Consider the following 18,733-nt stretch of genomic DNA (forward strand, 5'->3'; position numbering starts at 1 on the left):
TCGGCCATGGACGAGGCGAAGATGTCAGGCCCGGCCCCAGTATCCGATACGGCGCCTTATTTTCAGCTTTCGCCACAGGTTCAGCGGTTTGCGCCGGCGGTTGCGGCCACCGCCGGCGATGAAGGTGTCGATGGCGTCCAGCACGCGTTCGCTGGAACGGCCGTCGCGATAGGGGTGGATGGCGTCGGCGTAGTCGCGGATCGCCTGCATCAGCGCCGGCGGCCGTGCCAATGCGCGTTCGATCGCCGGCTCGAACTCCTTCGGGTCGTCGATATCGATCAGCTGCGGGCCGGGTCGACGGTTCTTGAAAGTCACCACCGGCTTGCCGGTGAGCAGGAACTCGTTCAGCGCGGACGAGGTATCCGAGCACATCATGTCGACCTGCGGGAACAGCTCCAGGATGTTGTCGTTCTCGGCGAACGTGAGGTACGCGTTCTGCAGCGCCTTGAACTTCGCCGTGGTCTCCGGATTCATCTTCGGGTGGAAGGTGACGATCCAGCGCCAGCGGCCGTCGCGCGACAGCCGCTTCACTTCCTCGTACAGCGTTTCGGCCGCGCTCCACGAGGGCGAGAAAGTGGAGTGGTAAAGGATCACCGGTGGCTGGCGCACCGGCGGCAGCGGGCCGCTGATCTCGCGCATGAACGGGTCGATCTTGGGGAAGCCGGTCTCGGTGACGCTGAAGTGGCCGACCTTGTCGGCGATGGCGCGGAACTGCGCGGTGTCGCGCGGGCCGGTGGTGCAGTACAGGTCGAAGAACCCCCGCACGTAGATGTGCCGTGGCTTGCCGGCGTCGAAACCGTGGAAGGTTTCCACTTTCACGCCGGGGAAGAAATGCGGCACCGCGTTGGACGAGGTGATGACGGCACGCGGTTTCCACGCACGCACTTCGGCCACGCTGAGCAGGCGCTCGCCTTCCACCAGATCCTCGGCGCCGGGGCCGTCGAAGAACCACGCCGCCTCGTCACCACGAGCGCGGATTGCCGCCTGGATCGGGCGCAGGATGGCCAGCGCATAGCGCTCGGAGCCGTAGAGAAGGTAGCGCTTGCTGGAATCCGGGGTGGTCAATGATCGAGTCCGCTGCGGGTGAGTGCGGCCGCGGCGCTGTCACGCGAGGCGGGGTTGCGGCGCATTTCGTAGTAGCGCATGCGCTTGTAGGCGGCGTAACTGGCGGCGGTCTGGGCGATGGTGTAACCGCGCCAACCATCCAGGAAGCCGAGCCGGAACACGTAGTCCTTGAGAAAGGCCAGCGCGAACACGAACGGCGTCTGCCACATGCGTACCGGCTTGTTCTTGTCCAGCCAGTCGCGGCACTTCAGCTCGGAGTACAGCAGCACTTTGAGCTGCTTTTCCACCAGGCTGGGGTTGTTGTCATGCAAAAACGGCGCCTTGAAGGTGATCGAGCGGCCGTCGAAGCGCAGCGATTCATGCACGCGGGCATCGCTCCAGCGAGCCCGATTGCGGTGGTACAGGCGCGCCATCTTCTCGCCCATGGCGGGGCGATACCAGCGCATCGGCTGGCCCATGTACAAGGTATGGCGGCGCAGGTTGGCCGCGGCAAGGTCACCGGCCATCAGCGCGGGCAACTGCTGCTGCATCTCCTCGGCCAGCTCCGGCGACAGGTACTCGTCAGCATCCAGCGCAAGCATCCAGTCGTTGCGACACTGTGTCGTCGCGAAATTGCGTTGCGGCCCGAAGCCCAGCCAGTCCTGATGGATTACCCGCGCGCCGTGCGCCTGGGCGATTGCCACCGTGTCATCCGTGCTGCCCGAATCCACCACCAGCTTCTCGGCCGCAAACGGCACGCTGTCGAGACAGCGCGCGATCTTGGCCGCTTCGTTGCGGGTGATGACTACAAGGGTCAGCGGAAGGCTTGGCATGGCGGGATTTTAGCTGCATTGCAGCGGCTTCGTGATGGAGGGGGGCTGCCAGCCCATGTGGCTTGGGCGAGGGGATACCGCTTCTGCCGAGCCTGCGATGTGCCGGTGCGCGCTGGACGCGACATGAATAACATGTAAGGTAGTTGTGCTGGCAGATTCCCCCGGTGAACTGGTCTTCAGTCACGCTGCCGCATGATCTCGCTTGGCATGTCTGGCCGGTGTGTCGCGCCGGCACCGGGTAATATCTTGTGGGTAAGGCCATGTGGCAACGAAGTGACAAGATCGGCAGGACGGGCATGCGTGTGAACGGACAGGGAACGTGGTCGCCACCGGCGGTGTCGGAAGCTGGAGTGGATGGATCATCAAGCGGGCCGAAATCACGCATGAACAATCTGCGCCAGCTCCTGCCCGGTCGAGGGGAGGCCGTACTTGGCCTCGGCATCGGCTGGATGATGATCGGCATGCTGGTGATGCCATCGAGCGTTTCCTACAACCCGGGGCGGCTGTACCAGATCAGCCTGATCCTGTTGCTCTATGTGCCGGCGCTGTACCTGCTGTTGCGGCGGCGTGCGGAGGTCTGGCGCGAGCTGTGGCCGCAGCCGGCGTTTCGCGTATTCCTGCTGTTGCTGGCCTGGGCCACGGCGTCGCTGGGCTGGGCCCAGCTGCAGCGGCCAGGTGACGAATTCGGGCGCATTCTCAGCGTGGTGCTGTTCGTGCTCGGCTGCCATCTCTGGGCCGGCGAACGGCCGCAGCGCATGCGCGTGCTGTTGACCCTGGTCGGTTGGGGCATGGCGTTGTGTGCATTGGTCTACAGCGTGATGTTCCTGCGCACGACCCCGTCGCCGGACGATTCGCGCATTGTCGGCAGTGGCGTGATCGCCACCGCGAATTACGCCGCCGCCGCCATGGGTGCGGCCTGCGTATGGCTGGCGCAACTGCCGCAACGTCGGCGTGCCGGCGGCATTGCCTGCCTGGTGGCGGTGGCATCGCTGCTGGTATTCGTCGCACTGACCCAGTCGCGCAGCGTGTGGTTGGCGCTGGCAGCCTGCGCCGTCCTGACACCGCTGTGGCAACGCCGCCGCGCCACGCTGGCCGTGGCGTTGGGCGTGTTCGTGCTGGCCGTGGTCGCCCTGGCGTGGCGGCCGGAAGTGCTGATGGATCGGGGCGCCTCGCACCGTCCGCAGATCCTGGTGAAGGCGCTGCACATGATCGCCCTGCATCCGTGGGTTGGCCTGGGCCAGGGCACGGATTTCGTCATCAAGGTGGGCGGAGAACATCTGACCCACAGCCACAACGTGCTGACCCAGGCGGCGATCATGCTGGGCCTGCCGGGCATGCTGGTGATGATGGTGATGTGGGGGCTGGTCGCGTGGAGTGGCTGGCGCCATCGTGGCGCGCCGCTGGGTCGTGTGGTGCTGGGCCTGTGGGTCTATGCCAGCGTGGCGCTGCAGTTCGACATGCCGCAACTGCTGGACAGTCCCCGGCCGGGCTGGCTGCTGATCTGGTTGCCGTTTGCGCTGGCATTGGGGCTGGAAGCGCGCGATCGCGCACGGCGTGAACCGCCGGCTCGCGTACACTAAACCGTTGGCGCTGTGGGCGCCGGTTGCTGGCTGCGAGGATCGATGAACAGAGTACTGGTTACCGGTGGTGCCGGCTTTCTCGGCTCCCATCTTTGCGACCGGCTGCTGGCCGATGGCCACGATGTGCTGTGCGTGGACAACTTTTTCACTGGCAGCAAGCGCAACGTGGCGCACCTGCTGAACCATCCTTATTTCGAATTGATGCGCCACGACGTCACCTTCCCGCTGTACGTGGAAGTGGACCGCATCTTCAACCTCGCCTGTCCGGCCTCGCCGGTGCATTACCAGCACGATCCGGTGCAGACCACCAAGACCAGCGTGCATGGCGCGATCAACATGCTCGGCCTGGCCAAGCGGGTGAAGGCGCGCATCCTGCAGGCCTCGACCAGCGAGGTGTACGGCGACCCGGAAGTGCACCCGCAGACCGAAGGCTACTGGGGCAAGGTCAATCCGATCGGCATCCGCAGCTGCTACGACGAAGGCAAGCGCTGCGCCGAGACGCTGTTCTTCGACTATCACCGCCAGCACGACCTGGACGTCAAGGTGGTGCGCATCTTCAACACCTACGGCCCGCGCATGCATCCCAATGATGGCCGCGTAGTGAGCAACTTCATCGTGCAGGCGCTGAAGGGCGAGGACATCACCATCTACGGCGACGGCAGCCAGACGCGCAGTTTCTGCTATGTCGACGACCTGATCGAAGCCTTCATCCGCATGATGGCCTCGGAGCGGGGTTTCACCGGCCCGGTGAACATCGGCAACCCGGTCGAGCACACCATGCTGCAGTTGGCCGAGCGGGTGATCGCGCTGGTCGGTGGCAAGTCGAAACTGGTGTTCCGCCCACTGCCGGCCGACGACCCGCGTCAGCGCCAGCCGGATATCTCCTTGGCGCAAAGCAAGCTGGGCTGGCAGCCGAAGGTGGCACTGGATGACGGCCTGCGCGAAACCATCGCCTACTTCCGGCAACTGCTGGAGGCCTGACGTGGCTGCGCCGCTCACCTTCTCCGTCGTCGTCACCAATTACAACTACCGCGAGTTCGTGGCCGAGGCGGTGGATGGCGCGCTGGCGCAGACGCGTGCACCGCATGAGGTGATCGTGGTGGACGACGGTTCCACCGACGGTTCGCCCGATTATCTGCGCGAGCGCTACGGTCGCGATCCTCGCGTGAAGCTGCTGTGCGGCGAGAATGGCGGTCAGCTCGCTGCCTTCCAGCGCGGGTTGGCGGCTGTCAGCGGCGATCTGGTGTGTTTCCTCGACGCCGACGATCGCTGGGGCGTCGATTACCTGCGTCAGGTCGGCGAGCTGTTCGAGTCACGCAAAGACATCGATTTCGTGTTCTCCGACGTGCGCCTGGTCGGCAACGAAGCGGGCGTGCAGGGCTATGCGAAGGAAGCCACGGACCTGGGTTACACCGTGCTCGGCACCTGGGTGCACATGCGCTGGTACGGCGCGCCCACCTCGGCGCTGGCATTGCGCCGTCGGCTGGCCGAGCGCGTGCTCGACCTGCCGGACGATTTCGTGGCGAACTGGCGCATCTCCGCCGACAACTGCCTGGTATTTGGTGCCAGCATCCTCGGCGCGAAGAAGTACTACCTGCCCACCGGCCATGTCGATTACCGCATCCACGGCCGCAACGGCTGGTGGCACGAGCAGGCGCGCATGCGCGGGTTCGCCGCGCAGTTCCGCTCGCGCTGCCTGATCAACCACTACGCCGAACGGATGCACCTGGACACGCAGGCGCTGAATCTGGCCAAGGCCGAGTTCAAGTCGCGCGCCAATCCCAGCTGGGACGATGCCTGCCTCTACGCCGACATCGCCCTGCGCGGCAGCGCGCCATGGTGGAAGCGCGCCGAGCGTGCGCTGGCGATCTTGCGACATGGCCTGCGCGCGCGTCGGAAAAAAGCCGGGGCATGAAGGTCAGCCTGATCGTCCTCACCTACAACTGGCCCGCGGCACTGGATCGCGTGCTGGCCAGCGTGGCAGCGCAGACGCGGCTGCCAGACGAGGTGATCGTGGCCGACGACGGTTCCGGCGAGCCGACGCGTGCCGTGGTCGAACGCTGGGCTGCAACATGTCCGTGTCCACTGCGCCATGTCTGGCAGGAGGACATGGGCTTTCGCGCCGCGCGCTGTCGCAATCGTGGCATCGCTGCCAGCCGTGGCGACTACGTGATCCTGATCGATGGCGACATGCTGCTGCATCCGGCGTTCGTGGCCGATCATCTAATGCTCGCCGAGCGCGGATTCTTCCTGCAGGGCGGCCGACTCAAGGCCACGGCGGCGGAGACGGCGCGTCTCCTGGCGGGTCGGCGGCCGGTGTTTGCACCGTGGCTGGCGGCGGACTTCCGCGCGTTCGATGGCACCAACCGGCACTATGCATTCCACGCACCACTGCTGGCCCGCTGGAAGGCGCGTCAGCGGCGCGGTGGACGCGTGATGAGCTGCAACATGAGTTTCTGGCGCGATGACCTGTTGCGCGTCAACGGTTTCGACGAACGCATGGAAGGTTATGGGGCGGAAGACCGCGAACTGGCCGCGCGCCTGGGCAATGCGGGTGTGCGCCGGCGCCAGCTGAAGTGGGCGGCGCTGGCCGTGCATCTGGAGCATGCCTCGCGCGCGCAACCGGACGTGGACGACATGAGTCTGCCCAACAACCGCCTGTTTCGCGACACGGTGGAACAGCACATCACGCGGTGCGAGCGTGGCATCGATACGCATCTGGCGGAGTTTGCGCGAGCGGCAAGCGCCAAGTAGCCGTTCGCTGCCGGCACACGCTGGCCGGTGGATGATTGCCTGCGCCGGGTCTTCCCGCGATCACATCTGTGGGTGTTCTGCGCGTAGGCGCGTCAGGTGCGCTCAATGGCGCACATGGCCTCGTGCAGGCGCGCCGGGAATGCATCACGGTTGGTCTCGTACCACGTGCGTGCAGCCTGGCCCAGGCGTTCGGCCTCGCTGGTATCCATTGCGATGCAGCGCTCGGTCGCCGCAGCCATGTCCGCATCTGCAAACCGGTATAGCGTGGCCAGGTCCTGCTGGCCGCTGGCTTGTGCTGGCACCAGCACGCCGCGCGCCGGGGTGACCAGCTCGTTCATGGGTGCGGCATCCAGGGTCAGCACGACGGCGCCACAGCTCATCGCTTCGGCCAGGTAGTGGCCGTAACCTTCGGTTTGCGAGGGGCACAGATGGAAGCGGTGCTCGTTCTGCAGACGGCGATAGCTGGCGTCGTCCAGATGCTCGCGAATCAGGCGTACATTGTCTGGCAACGCCCCGTGCTCGATGTGCTTGCGCCGCCACGCCACGGTCAACGTCGGCCACGCGGGATGGGCGGCCCAAAGCGCAAGCAGGGCCGCCGTGCCCTTGTTGCCGCTGCGACCGGGGCCGTGGAAGAACGAGGCCCGGCGCGGCACGTCCGGCAGATGGCGGTCCGGGCTGCTGAATCCGATGTAATGGGTGCGTGCACCCAGGGCGGCGAACAGCGCTTCGGCGTGGCGGGTCTTCACCCATACCGCATCCATCTGCGCCAGCGCGGCGCGGTCTTGCGGGCGGAAATATTCCGGATTGGGCACCAGCACGTTGCGATGCGCGGCGGCGGCAAACTCGGGGCGGATGCGTTCCAGCATCAGGTTCACGTCGAAGGCGGGCACGCGTCCGGCCAGGCGACGGCGGGTCAGCCATTCGGCCAGCCGGCCACGATGCGCCAGCGCGGCCAGCGTGACCTCGCTGCCGTTGTGACGCAGCGCATCGGCCAGCAATGCCATGTCGCGACTGAGTCCGGCGCCGTTGTCGCGACCGATCAGTTGGCAGCGCGTTGGGCCTGCCTCACTGCTCGGCATCGTCGGGGTCCACCACGTTGTCGTCATCGGAGGCTGGCGGAGTGCAGCCGGGTATCACCGCCGCCGCCTTGAACAGCCACCAATCGCGACGGTTGGCATGGCCGAGGTTGATGGCCTGGTCGCGTCGCACGCAATCGCCCATGGCATCCTGCTCGGCGAAAATCCAGCGCGTGGCCGGTGCGGCCGCCTGCCATTGCACGGCGCGGGCAAATTGCAGGTGCGCCGGCACGCTGAAGCCGAAATCGACCGCGGGACGATCCAGCATCAGCAGGTTCTGTTCTTTCCAGTCGACCAGGCCAACCTGTTCGTGCGGGCCCAGATGCGCGCGCACTTCGGCCATCAGTGCGCTCGACGAACTGGTCGGGTTGAGCAGCGGATAGGCCCACAAGCCCCACGCCAGCCACAGCACGGCCATGCCGCCCGCCACCGCCCACACGGCGTGGCGCAATCGCAAAATCAGCAGCAGTGCCAGTTGGCTCGCGCCAATGACAACGCACATCCACCACAGGCCCGCTTCGTTGCCTTCGAAACCACGCGATACCGACAGCTTCGCGGCGAACGCGGGATGCGCGAGCAGGGCATAGCCGCCCAGCAGCAACATGGCGGTGCCCAGAATGCCGAGGAAGGCCAGACCGGACACGCGCAGCCAGCGCCGTTGCAGCAGGTCTTTCATGAACGGCCCGCTGATCAGCGCGACGATCGGCAGCACCGGCAGGATGTACACATCGCGCTTGCCCGCCGACGCGTCGAAAAACAGCAACACCAGCACGATCCAGCCCAGCGGCACGCCGATGCGCGCGTCCTTCGCCTTGAGTTGCCGCCACCAGCGCGGCAGCGTGCCCGGGTAGGTCAGCGACAGCGGCAACCAGCTGAACAGCACGATCGGGATGTAGTAGAACGCCGAGTGGATGTGATGCCAGGCATGGGCGTAACGGCCGGCGGTCTGGTGGAACAGGATGTCGTCGACGTAGGCGGGGTAGATCGGGTTGTCGCGGCGTGCATGCGCCGCCCACAGCATGGGCAGCAGCCACAAGGCGATCGCCGCCAGGGTGGCCACCAGTCCGAGCAGCCAGCGCCACCACGCGCCTTGTGGCATCCGCGTCACGCCGTCCCAGCGCCAGCGCAGCACCGCCGCGTAAGGCAGCAGCATCAGCAGCGCAAGGAAACCCACGCCCTTGGTGATCACGCCCAGGCCCGCGCAAAAACAGCCCAGCCAGTAGGCGCGCCAGTTGGGGCCGCACAGCAGGTGGCGCAGCAGGCCGTAATTGGCGGCCGTGATGAAGAACATCACCAATGGATCGATCTGCGCCCGCTTGGACTGGTAGACGAACTGGAACGCCAGCAGCAAGCCGGCTGCCGCATACCAGCCGGCCTGGCGATTCCACAGGCGGCGGCCCAGGTCGTAGATCAGCACCAGGCTGCCCAGCGCGGCCAGCAACGAGGGCAGCAGGAATGCCACCCGCCAGGACCGCACGACCTCGAAGCTGGCCGCTTCCAGCCACATCAGCATCGGCGGCTTGTCGGCATACAGTTCGGTGCCGCGGTGCGGGAACAGCCAGTCGCCGCTTTCCACCATGTGCTTCGCCACCAGGGTGAAGCGTGGTTCGTCAGACGGCCATGGGTCGCGCAAGCCCATGCCGACGCCGATCAGTACCAGCGCGGCGAACATCAGCAACCAGAACTGGCGGCGTTCCTGTGGAGTGGCTTGGGTAGATGGCGTCATGGCTCGGTTGCTGGAAGCGGGAGGGCGCGCTGCGGCCGGAAACGGCTTCAGGATTTCTCGATGGCGGCATAGTACATGCCGTCGAGATCGCCATCGCCGGGCAGGATCTGCCAGCCCACGGTTGCCGCCTGCCCAACGGGCAGTTCGAAGGGTATCGCTTTCGCATCCGCGTGTGCGGCGAGGAAAGGCGCGATCACGCCTTCGTTCTCGGCGCGCAACAGCGAGCAGGTGATGTAGAGCAGCCGCCCGCCCGGTGCCAGCAGCGGCCACAACGCGGCGAGGATGCGCTGCTGCTGCGCCACCAGTGCGGGAATGTCGCTGCCGCGGCGGTGCAGGCGCACGTCGGGCCGGCGGCGCAGCACGCCGGTGGCCGAGCAGGGTGCGTCGATCAGGATGCGATCGAAGGGCAGGCCTTTCCACCAACCCTTGGGGGCACCCGCGTCGCCCATCACCAGTTTCGCGTTCAGCCGCAACCGCATCAGGTTCTGACGGATGCGCTCGCCGCGCTGGGCATCGAATTCCAGCGCGGTCAGGTCGATGTCGGCACGTTCAAGCAGATGGCAGGCCTTGCCGCCGGGAGCGGCGCAGGCATCGAGTACGCGCAGGCCGTCACGCAGTTCGGCGAGGTCGGCGGCGACCTGTGCCGCGCCGTCCTGTACGGCGAACGCGCCGTCGTCGAAGCCGGGAAGGCGGGTCACGTCCACGCTGTGCGGCAGCACGATGCCGTCGGCCAGCCAGTCGTGGGAAGTGGCCGTCTGGCCGTCCACACGCAGGCGCTCAAGCAAGGCCTCGCGGCTGCCGAAGCGACGGTTCGCGCGCAGCATCAACGGCGGCTCGCAGTTGTCGGCAGCCATCACGGTGTCGGCCTGTGCCGGCCAGTCCCGGGTGATGGCCGTGGCCAGCCACGCCGGATGTGCATGGCGGGTGCGTGGATCGGCGTCGAGTGCGACGAGCAGGCTTTCGCGCTCGCGCTGCCAGCGACGCAGCACCGCATTGACCAGTCCGGCCAGGCGCGGCTTCTTCAGTGCGCGCGTGGCTTCCACGGTGGCGGCGACGGCGGCGTAATCCTGCAGGCCAAGAATCTCCAATTGCACCAGGCCCAGCACCAGCAGCGCGTGCACCACCGGCTCCTTCTGCCGCAGCGGTTTTTCCAGCAGGCGATCCAGCGCCGGATCGAAACGCAGCCACCAGCGCGCGCCCTCGCTGAGCAGCGCCATCAACAGAGCGCGGTCGCGCGAATCGGGAAGCTTGCGCGCGTGGCGCTCCATGGCGTCGCGCAGCGAAGCGCCCTTGAGGGCGATCTCGGCGAGGGCTTGGGCGGCGAGGGCGCGGGTGTCAGTCACGGGCTGATGAGTTCCAGCTTGGGGTAATAGGTTCGGAAGCGCTTGGCATCGCGCGTCAACAGCGCCATGCCCTCGATGGCGGCATGTGCGCCGATGTAGAAATCCGGCAGTGGCGAGGTACGGCTACCCTTGGCTCGCCGGTAGTTCAGGAAGGCTTTGCCGGCGAGGAAGCCTGCTTCCCACGGCAGTTCCAGCCGGGTGAAGGCATCGGGCGACAAGGCATCGTCCAGCGCTTCGATACGCTCGAAACCGACCGAGATTTCCGCGTAGATGATGGGGTTGATGCATAGCTCGGCGTGGGCCGCGCCAGCGTCCAGCTGGCTCGCCGACCAGCCGTACCACTGTGGATCGTCGGTGAGCACGTCCAGCAGGACGTTGGCATCTACCAGGATGCGCTTCATGCGCCGCGGGTGAGCTGCATGATGGCGTCGGTACTCAGCCGCGAGCCGGCACGTCCGCGCAGGCGCTCCGCCAGGCTGCCGCGCGCTGCTTTGGGCGGGTGAACGATGACGATATCGGCTTCACGCAGGGCGGCCTCGCGGACGAAGGCGGCCAGCGGCACGTCACGCAGTGCGGCGGCACGGCGCAAGCGGTCCTTGTCCTCGGCGCTGAGGCGCAGGTCGAGGCGGTCGGCGGTAGCGGTCATGACGAATCTCGCGAGAGTGATGTACGGTATTGTACCGTACATCACGGGGCGGCGGCGCGCTGCTCTTCCGAGTGCCCTGTGGCGCGGCGGGTGGGTGCAGGAAAAGGTCAGCAGGGTGGGTGGCGGGCGGACGAAACGGCTCGGTCAGTTGCGACAAAACCCACAAAAGCCGAATCCATGGAGTTCATGGCGAGCACCCGCCCCTCACCCCAGCCCTCTTCCCTGCGGGGAGAGCGTGCCTGGTTGGCGCAGCTCGGGTCGCGCGTTGAGGTAGTCGGCGGCGCTGATGCGCTTGCCGCCGGCGCGTTGCACGGCGGTGATGCGCAAGGCGCCTTCGCCGCAGGTGATCTCGATGCCTTCGCGACTGGCGTGCAGCACGCTGCCCGGTGCGGTTTCGTGCGCGATATCGAGGGCGTGGGCGGCCCAGACGCGCAGGCGTTCGCCGGCGATCTCGGCATCGCTGCCGGGCCATGGATCGAACGCGTGCACCTGGCGCTCCAGTTCGATGGCGGGGCGACTGAAATCGATATGCGATTCGGCCTTGTCCAGCTTGTGCGCGTAGATCACGCCTTCGTCGGGTTGCGGCGTGGCGGCCAGCACTTCGCCGGACAGGGTGCGACGCAAACCTTCGGCCAGTGCTTCGGCGCCCAGCGCGGCGAGGCGGTCATGCAGTGAGCCGCCGGTGTCTTCGCGGCTGATCGGGGTGCGCATTTCCAGCAGCACCGGGCCGGTGTCGAGGCCAGCTTCCATGCGCATCAGGTCGACGCCGGATTCGCTGTCGCCGGCGAGGATCGCGCGCTGGATCGGCGCCGCGCCGCGCCAGCGCGGCAGCAGGCTGGCGTGCACGTTCCAGCAGCCGAGACGGGGAATGGCCAGCACCTTGCGCGGCAGGATCAGGCCATAGGCCACCACCACCAGCAGGTCGGGCGCGTAGGCGGCCAGCGTGGCCTGCGCTTCGACGGATTTCAGCGACTCGGGTTGCTCGACCGGCAGGCCGGCGGCGAGCGCGGCCTGCTTCACCGGGCTGGGCGTGAGTTTGCGGCCGCGGCCGGCGGGACGGTCGGGCTGGGTATAGACGGCCACGACTTCGGCGCCGCTGGCGCGGCAGGCTTCCAGGCAGGGAACGGCGAAGTCGGGGGTGCCGGCGAAAACCAGCCGCAACGGGGCGCTCAAGCGCTGGCCTTGCGGTGCTTCTCCAGGCGCTTGAGCAGCAACGCGCGCTTCAGCGGCGAGAGGTGGTCCACGAAAACCTTGCCGGCCAGGTGGTCCATCTCGTGCTGCACGGCCACGGCCAGCGGGCCCTCGGCCTCGTAGATGAATTCCTTGCCGTCCAGGTCCTGCGCCTTCACTTTCACTTTCAGCGCGCGAGTGACGTCGGCGTAGATGCCGGGAAAGGAGAGGCAGCCTTCCTGGTAGACCTGCGCACCGTCCTTCTCGAGGATCTCGGCATTGATCAGGGTCAGCGGCTGGTCGCGGTCCTCGCTCATGTCGATCACCAGCAGGTGCCGGTGCACGTTGACCTGGGTGGCGGCCAGGCCCACGCCGTTGGCGGCGTACATGGTCTCGTACATGTCGGCGACCAGCTGCTTCAGCGTGCCGTCGAACGTGGTCACCGGCGCGGCCTTGGTGCGCAGGCGGGGGTCGGGAAATTCGAGGATGGATAGCACGGACATGGAAATCACCTTAAGGCTGGGGCCCTCGCTGGGTTGGCGCGGCCCTGACGTCAAAATGCGGGCGAATCGCTAAAATCGAAGCCCTGACGCCATCTAGAATGTGCCTTATTGTACGTCGGCAAGCCCGCGTCCGGCAGGCAGTTATGCCAACTGTTCCCGGTTGCGGCCCGTCAAGGTTAGGCTACACTCGCCCGAACACCGGGAGAGGGGGGATTCCCGCTTATGTTGAGAAAGTCCATCGGGCTGCTGGCCGGCATGCTGGTCACTGTGGCCGTTTACGCTGCCGGTGCGCAATTGCGCACCAACCATCCGGATACCTACACCGTTCGCCGCGGCGACACGCTGTGGGACATTTCCGCCAAATTCCTGTCCAAGCCCTGGCTGTGGCCGGAAATCTGGCAGGCGAACCCGCAGGTACGCAATCCGCACCTGATCTATCCGGGTGACGTGCTCAACCTGTCGTTCATCAACGGCCCGCACCTGACGCTGCAGCCGAGCGTGCATCGCGAGGGCAATGCGATCCCGGCGATCCCGCTGTCGCAGCTGAAGATGTTCCTCAAGGACATGCGGGTGATGAACTCCAACGAGGTGAGTTCGGCGCCCTACGTGGTCGGCTTCGAGGAAAACCAGCTGCGCGGCACCGTGGGCCAGAACATCTACGTGCGCGGCCTCAAGGCCGAGCGTGGCCAGCGTTGGGCCATCGTGCGGCCCACGCATGTGTTCCGTGGTTTCGACGGCAAGGGCTCCAACGGCGAAGACAGCGACATCGCCGGCCACCTGCTCGACAGCAACGTGGCGCTGGTGCGTTCGCCGTGGTCGGAAGATTTCCGCAATGACGGCCACTACGGCCGCGGCGATGATCTCGGCGTGGAAGTCACCGTGATCGGCACCGCCGAGACACTGCGCGGTGGCGATCCGTCCACCCTGCTGCTGCTCGACGCCAACCGCGAAATCCGTGCCGGCGACCGCGTGATGCCGCTGGATGGCCCGGCCTACGATCCGTACTACTACCCGCATGCGCCCAAGACGCTGCCGGCGAATGGCCGCGTGATCGCGTTCGCCGATGCGATGGCCGCGGTGGGCCCGCACCAGGTGGTGGCGCTTTCGGTCGGCAAGAAGGATGGCGTGGACAACGGCACCACCTTCGCCATCTGGCAGCCCGGCGATCGCACTTTCGACGATGTGGCGCACGACAGCTGGGATCGCGGCACCGGCAAGAAGGTGCAGTTGCCCGACGAATACATCGGTCACGTGATGGTGTTCCGCACCTTCGACCGGGTCAGCTACGGCCTGGTGATGGATGGCCTGCGTCCGGTGAAGATGGGCGACAAGCTGCGCATGCCTGACTAACGCAGTTGCTCCCTCTCCCCGTCGGGGAGAGGGTTGGGGTGAGGAGCCAATCTCGCGACACGCTTGATGGTTTCTTGCTTGGCCTCCCTTGCGAGCGGGAGGCGCGCGGTGACCACATCAGCCTTCACCCACACGACGGCGCGGCGATCCCGCGCCGTCGTCGTTTTCGTCGTCGCGTAGACTGCGCGGCATGAGTGAAGACGAGGAAGCGCGTGCCTGGCTGATCGCCTTGCGCACGCCCGGACTGGGAGCCGGCGGCCTGCGCGAGGCGCTGGCCGGAGCCGATGGCCGCATCGATGCCGCACTGGCATGGCTGCGTCGCCGGGCGGCCGAGCTGGACGCATCCGCGGCAGCGTGGCTGGAGCAGCCGGACGAAGCACAACTGGCCACGGACCTGGCCTGGCTGGCCGAGCCCGGTCATCGGCTGTGGCGCTGCACCGAGGCGGATTTTCCACCCTTGCTGGAAAACATCCCGCAACCACCGGCGGCGCTGTTCGTGGCCGGGGATGCCGGCTTGTTGCTGCGGCCGCAGGTGGCCATCGTGGGCGCGCGTCGGGCCACGCAGGGCGGCCTGGCGATCGCGCGGGATTTCGCCCAGACGCTGGCCCGGGCGGGTTTCGTGGTCACCAGCGGCATGGCCGACGGCATCGACGGTGCGGCGCATGCGGCGGTGCTGGATGCCGGGGCGCCGACCATCGCGGTGGTCGGTACCGGCCCGGACCGGGTCTACCCGCGCAAGCACCACGCCCTGGCGCGGCGCATCGTGGAGCAGGGCGCGCTGGTCAGCGGATTCCCGCCCGGCACATCGGCCCGGCCGCACCATTTTCCTCGGCGCAATCGCATCATCGCCGGGTTGGCACTGGGCACGCTGGTGATCGAGGCGGGTTTGCAGTCCGGCTCGCTGATCACCGCGCGGCAGGCCGGCGAGCAGGGGCGCGAGGTGTTCGCGGTGCCCGGTTCCATCCACAACCCGCAGGCGCACGGCTGCCATCGGCTGATCCGCGACGGCGCGCGGCTGGTGGAAACCCCGGAGGAAGTGGCGGAAGTTCTGGTCCCGTTGGCGCGCGAGCTGGGTTGCGAGCTGGCACGGCGGCTCGGAGTCGGGGAGTCATCGGCCGGCCGTGGCTCGGCGGATACGGCCGGCTGGCGCGGCGATCCGCAGTATCAGGCCCTGCTCGAAGCCCTCGGGCACGACCCGGCCGCGCTGGATGTGCTGTGCGAACGTACCGGACAGGCCCCGGCGGAGCTATCCTCCATGCTGCTGATGCTGGAACTGGAAGGCGTGGTCGAAGGCCTTCCGGGCAACCGCTACCAGCGCCTTCCCGGTTGACACAACGGGCCGGTTCGGGGCCGGTCGAGGTCCGTGTGGCCGGCCCGCAAGCCGCATGGCACCGCGTTTTCACGTCACCCGGCTTGACAGTCGGCGCGGTGACGTGGTCTCACTAGATATAGAAGCGTCCGTCGCGCGGCGACGGCGGCCACCTTTGGAACCCCAGCTGCATGGCAAAGAATCTGCTCATCGTCGAATCGCCGGCCAAGGCCAAGACGATCAACAAATACCTCGGCAAGGACTTCCAGGTCCTGGCGTCCTATGGCCATGTGCGTGACCTCAGGCCGAAGGAAGGTGCGGTGGATACCGAGCACGATTTCGCCATGGCTTACGAGATCATCGAGCGCAACGAGAAACACGTCGACGCGATCGCCAAGGCGGCCAGGCAGGCCGATGACATCTATCTCGCGACCGACTTGGATCGCGAAGGCGAGGCGATCAGCTGGCACATCAGCGAGATCCTGAAGGACCGTGGCCTGGTCGAGGGCAAGCGCATGCATCGCGTGGTGTTCTCCGAGATCACGCCGAAGGCGATCAAGGCGGCGGTGGCCGAACCGCGCCAGCTTTCCCACGACATGGTGGATGCGCAGCAGGCTCGTCGCGCGCTGGATTACCTGGTCGGCTTCAACCTGTCGCCGGTGCTGTGGCGCAAGGTGCAGCGCGGGCTGTCCGCCGGCCGCGTGCAGAGCCCGGCGTTGCGCATGATCGTGGAGCGCGAGGAAGAGATCGAAGCCTTTGTGGCGCGCGAGTACTGGAGCGTCGAGGCCAGGCTGCAGCACGCAAACGGCGATTTCAGTGCGCGTCTGACCCGCCTCAACGGCAAGAAATTCGAGCAGTTCGACCTCACCAACGAGGCCGATGCGATGGCCGCGCGCGCCGCGCTGAAGGAGGCCGCGCACGGTCGCCTCACCGTCAGCGAGGTGGCCTCGAAGGAGCGCAAGCGCCGTCCGGCCGCGCCGTTCACCACGTCCACGCTGCAGCAGGAGGCCGCGCGCAAGCTGGGCTTCTCCACCAGTCGCACGATGAAGGTCGCGCAGGGACTGTACGAAGGCGTTTCGCTGGGTGACGAGGGCAATGTCGGCCTGATCACCTACATGCGTACCGACTCCACCGCGCTGTCCGAGGATGCGTTGTCCGAGCTGCGCGCCCTGATCGGCCGCGATTTCGGCGACAAGGCGCTGCCCGATGCGCCGCAGGTCTACAAGACCAAGTCGAAGAACGCGCAGGAAGCGCATGAGGCGGTGCGTCCCACCTCGGCCATGCGCACGCCGCGCGAGGTGGCCTCTTACCTCAACGACGAACAGCGCAAGCTGTACGAGCTGATCTGGAAGCGCACCGTGGCGTGCCAGATGATCCACGCCACGTTGAACACCGTCTCGGTGGATTTCGCCTTGCCGCATACAGCCGGCGGCGATGCCGCGTTTCGTGCCACTGGCACCACCGTGGTCGATCCCGGCTTCCTGGCCGTGTACGAGGAAGGGCGCGACCAGAAGAGTGCGGATGACGAGGACGAGGGTCGGCGTCTGCCGAAGCTGGAGAAGGGTGAGGAGGTGCCGCTGCAGGACATCCTGGCCGACCAGCACTTCACCGAGCCGCCGCCGCGCTATTCCGAGGCCAGCCTGGTCAAGGCGCTGGAGGAATACGGCATCGGCCGGCCGTCCACCTACGCCAGCATCATCCAGGTGCTCTTGAACCGCGACTACGTGCTGCTCGATAGCCGGCGCTTCAAGCCCACCGACGTGGGTCGCGCGGTGGGCAAGTTCCTCACCCAGCATTTCAGCCGCTACGTGGACTACGACTTCACCGCCAAGCTGGAAGACGAGCTGGATGCGGTGAGTCGCGGCGAGGAAGCCTGGATACCGCTGATGCAGCGCTTCTGGCAGCCGTTCAAGCAGCAGGTGGACGAGAAGACCGAAACGGTTGACCGCAGCGAAGCCAGTGGCGCGCGTGAACTGGGTGCCGATCCGAAGACCGGCAAGCCGGTGTTCGTGCGACTGGGCCGCTTCGGACCTTATGCCGCGATCGGCGACAAGGACAGTGACGAAAAACTGCAGTTCGCCAGCCTGCGTCCCGGCCAGAGCATGCACACCATCACCCTGGAGGATGCGCTGGAACTGTTCAAGTTGCCGCGCAAGCTGGGTGCCGCGGACAACGGCGACGAAGTGAGCGTGGGCATCGGCCGCTTCGGTCCGTTCGTGAAGCAGGGCAGCACCTACGCCTCGCTCAAGCCCGAGGACGACCCGTACACCATCGAGTTGCCGCGTGCGTTGCAGTTGGTCGCCGACAAGCTGGAAATGCTGGCCAACCGCATCATCCTCGACTTCGGCAACGGCGTGCAGGTGCTCAACGGTCGCTATGGCCCGTACATCACCGATGGCGAGAAGAACGCGCGCATCCCGAAGGAACAGGAGCCGAAGGAGCTGACCGAGGCGCAGTGCGTGGAGTTGCTGGCTGCCGCGCCGGTCAAGAAAGGCCGCTTCGGCAAGAAGACCGCGGCCAAGAAAGCGGTGGCGAAGAAGACAGCCACCAAGAAGACAGCCGCCAAGAAGGCTCCGGCCAAGAAAACCGCGAGCAAAAAGGCCGCCACCAAGAAGACGGCGACCAGGAAGGCGGCCGCGAAGAAGACCGCGACGAAGAAGGCCGCGACATCCAAGGCCGACGCCTGATGCTGCAACGGTTCGATCTCGGGCAACTGGATGCCGCCGCCGCGCTGTTGCGCAGCGGCGGGGTACTGGCCTATCCGACCGAAGCGGTTTATGGCCTCGGTTGCGATCCGCATGACCGCGGTGCGTTCGACGCGCTGTTCGCGTTGAAGCAGCGCCCGCCAACCCAGGGCGTGCTGTTGATCGCGGCGGACTTCGGGCAAATCGAGCGCTATATCGATCTGGCGGCGGTGCCGGCCGACGTGCTGGCGCAGGTGCGCCAGAGCTGGCCCGGGCCGTACACCTGGATCTTCCCACGCACGGCAGAAGTGCCTGATTGGGTTGCCGGCGGACATGCCGGCATCGCGCTGCGGATCACCGCGCATGAGCCTTCCGCCGCACTGTGTCGTGCGTTTGGTGGCGCGCTGGTGTCGACCAGTGCGAATCCGCATGGCGAACCCTCGGCGCGCTCGGCGCAGACCGTGGTCGACTATTTCGGTGACGCGCTGGATGGCGTGCTGGATGCGCCTTTGGGCGAACAGACCCGGCCCTCCACGATTCGCGATGCGTTGACGGGCGCTGTCATTCGCGCCTGAACGCCACGCGCGGCGAGTCGGTTGCGATTCAGCGGTGGCAGCGAGGATGGGGAACCTCGCATCATCTTTTCCTCGGCGTGCGACGGCCGTTCATCCTTGCCGGGATAAAAGGGCGGTCGTTCCATGGGCATACGGGAGCT

General features: G+C 66.6%; 17 protein-coding genes. 8 read left to right on the top strand and 9 right to left on the bottom strand.

Annotated features, from left to right (window positions below):
• Window positions 1-24: 24 nt before the first annotated feature.
• Complete coding sequence (locus AB7849_RS10410) at window positions 25-1,065, bottom strand: CDP-glycerol glycerophosphotransferase family protein (protein WP_008214029.1); 1,041 nt, start codon at window positions 1,063-1,065, stop codon at window positions 25-27.
• Complete coding sequence (locus AB7849_RS10415) at window positions 1,062-1,877, bottom strand: glycosyltransferase family 2 protein (RefSeq protein ID WP_008214028.1); 816 nt, start codon at window positions 1,875-1,877, stop codon at window positions 1,062-1,064. The genes AB7849_RS10410 and AB7849_RS10415 overlap by 4 nt, the downstream gene beginning before the upstream one ends.
• Before the next feature lie 383 nt (window positions 1,878-2,260).
• Between AB7849_RS10415 and AB7849_RS10420 the strand changes: the two genes are divergently transcribed.
• From AB7849_RS10420 to AB7849_RS10435, 4 genes are read left to right on the top strand one after another with little or no spacing between them, the layout of a single operon-like run.
• Window positions 2,261-3,457 carry an O-antigen ligase family protein gene (locus AB7849_RS10420; protein WP_008214025.1) on the top strand — a complete coding sequence of 399 codons (1,197 nt, stop codon included), beginning with the start codon at window positions 2,261-2,263 and terminating at the stop codon, window positions 3,455-3,457.
• A 42-nt stretch (window positions 3,458-3,499) separates the two neighbouring features.
• On the top strand, window positions 3,500-4,438 hold the full coding sequence (locus AB7849_RS10425) for a UDP-glucuronic acid decarboxylase family protein (RefSeq protein WP_008214024.1): 939 nt from the start codon (window positions 3,500-3,502) through the stop codon (window positions 4,436-4,438).
• A gap of 1 nt (window position 4,439) precedes the next feature.
• Window positions 4,440-5,372, top strand: coding sequence for a glycosyltransferase family 2 protein (locus tag AB7849_RS10430; protein ID WP_008214022.1), 933 nt, complete (start codon window positions 4,440-4,442; stop codon window positions 5,370-5,372).
• Complete coding sequence (locus AB7849_RS10435) at window positions 5,369-6,211, top strand: glycosyltransferase family 2 protein (protein ID WP_008214021.1); 843 nt, start codon at window positions 5,369-5,371, stop codon at window positions 6,209-6,211. The genes AB7849_RS10430 and AB7849_RS10435 overlap by 4 nt, the downstream gene beginning before the upstream one ends.
• A gap of 92 nt (window positions 6,212-6,303) precedes the next feature.
• On the opposite strand, the gene AB7849_RS10440 is transcribed toward AB7849_RS10435, so the two are convergent.
• The 7 genes from AB7849_RS10440 to def all read right to left on the bottom strand — a co-directional run bounded on the left by AB7849_RS10440 (window position 6,304) and on the right by def (window position 12,675).
• On the bottom strand, window positions 6,304-7,290 hold the full coding sequence (locus tag AB7849_RS10440) for a glycosyltransferase (protein ID WP_008214020.1): 987 nt from the start codon (window positions 7,288-7,290) through the stop codon (window positions 6,304-6,306).
• The gene (locus AB7849_RS10445; RefSeq protein ID WP_008214019.1) at window positions 7,277-9,013 is read right to left on the bottom strand and encodes an ArnT family glycosyltransferase; all 1,737 of its coding nucleotides are present in this window, start codon (window positions 9,011-9,013) and stop codon (window positions 7,277-7,279) included. Before AB7849_RS10445 ends, AB7849_RS10440 begins: the two co-directional genes overlap by 14 nt.
• Before the next feature lie 47 nt (window positions 9,014-9,060).
• Complete coding sequence (gene rsmB / locus AB7849_RS10450; RefSeq protein WP_369501049.1) at window positions 9,061-10,356, bottom strand: 16S rRNA (cytosine(967)-C(5))-methyltransferase RsmB; 1,296 nt, start codon at window positions 10,354-10,356, stop codon at window positions 9,061-9,063.
• Window positions 10,353-10,757: a type II toxin-antitoxin system VapC family toxin gene (locus AB7849_RS10455; RefSeq protein ID WP_008214015.1), complete on the bottom strand. Its 405-nt coding sequence runs from the start codon at window positions 10,755-10,757 to the stop codon at window positions 10,353-10,355. The genes rsmB and AB7849_RS10455 overlap by 4 nt, the downstream gene beginning before the upstream one ends.
• Window positions 10,754-11,002 (bottom strand): type II toxin -antitoxin system TacA 1-like antitoxin, encoded by a 249-nt coding sequence (locus AB7849_RS10460; protein WP_008214013.1) that lies wholly within the window; start codon window positions 11,000-11,002, stop codon window positions 10,754-10,756. The genes AB7849_RS10455 and AB7849_RS10460 overlap by 4 nt, the downstream gene beginning before the upstream one ends.
• Window positions 11,003-11,206: 204 nt before the next feature.
• A complete protein-coding gene (gene fmt, locus AB7849_RS10465) occupies window positions 11,207-12,175 on the bottom strand; it encodes a methionyl-tRNA formyltransferase (RefSeq protein ID WP_008214012.1) in 969 nt (322 codons plus the stop codon).
• Window positions 12,172-12,675, bottom strand: coding sequence for a peptide deformylase (def, locus tag AB7849_RS10470; protein ID WP_008214010.1), 504 nt, complete (start codon window positions 12,673-12,675; stop codon window positions 12,172-12,174). Before def ends, fmt begins: the two co-directional genes overlap by 4 nt.
• 222 nt (window positions 12,676-12,897) lie before the next feature.
• Between def and AB7849_RS10475 the strand changes: the two genes are divergently transcribed.
• The 4 genes from AB7849_RS10475 to AB7849_RS10490 all read left to right on the top strand — a co-directional run bounded on the left by AB7849_RS10475 (window position 12,898) and on the right by AB7849_RS10490 (window position 18,593).
• Complete coding sequence (locus AB7849_RS10475; RefSeq protein WP_008214009.1) at window positions 12,898-14,025, top strand: LysM peptidoglycan-binding domain-containing protein; 1,128 nt, start codon at window positions 12,898-12,900, stop codon at window positions 14,023-14,025.
• Window positions 14,026-14,215: 190 nt separating this feature from the next.
• The gene (dprA, locus tag AB7849_RS10480; protein ID WP_369501050.1) at window positions 14,216-15,355 is read left to right on the top strand and encodes a DNA-processing protein DprA; all 1,140 of its coding nucleotides are present in this window, start codon (window positions 14,216-14,218) and stop codon (window positions 15,353-15,355) included.
• Window positions 15,356-15,525: 170 nt separating this feature from the next.
• A complete protein-coding gene (locus AB7849_RS10485) occupies window positions 15,526-18,021 on the top strand; it encodes a DNA topoisomerase I (protein ID WP_008209996.1) in 2,496 nt (831 codons plus the stop codon).
• Complete coding sequence (locus AB7849_RS10490) at window positions 18,021-18,593, top strand: L-threonylcarbamoyladenylate synthase (protein ID WP_008209992.1); 573 nt, start codon at window positions 18,021-18,023, stop codon at window positions 18,591-18,593. Before AB7849_RS10485 ends, AB7849_RS10490 begins: the two co-directional genes overlap by 1 nt.
• Window positions 18,594-18,733 lie beyond the last annotated feature (140 nt).

This window comes from Rhodanobacter sp. FW021-MT20 (assembly GCF_041107475.1).
GTDB classification, from domain to species: Bacteria; Pseudomonadota; Gammaproteobacteria; order Xanthomonadales; family Rhodanobacteraceae; genus Rhodanobacter_A; species Rhodanobacter_A glycinis.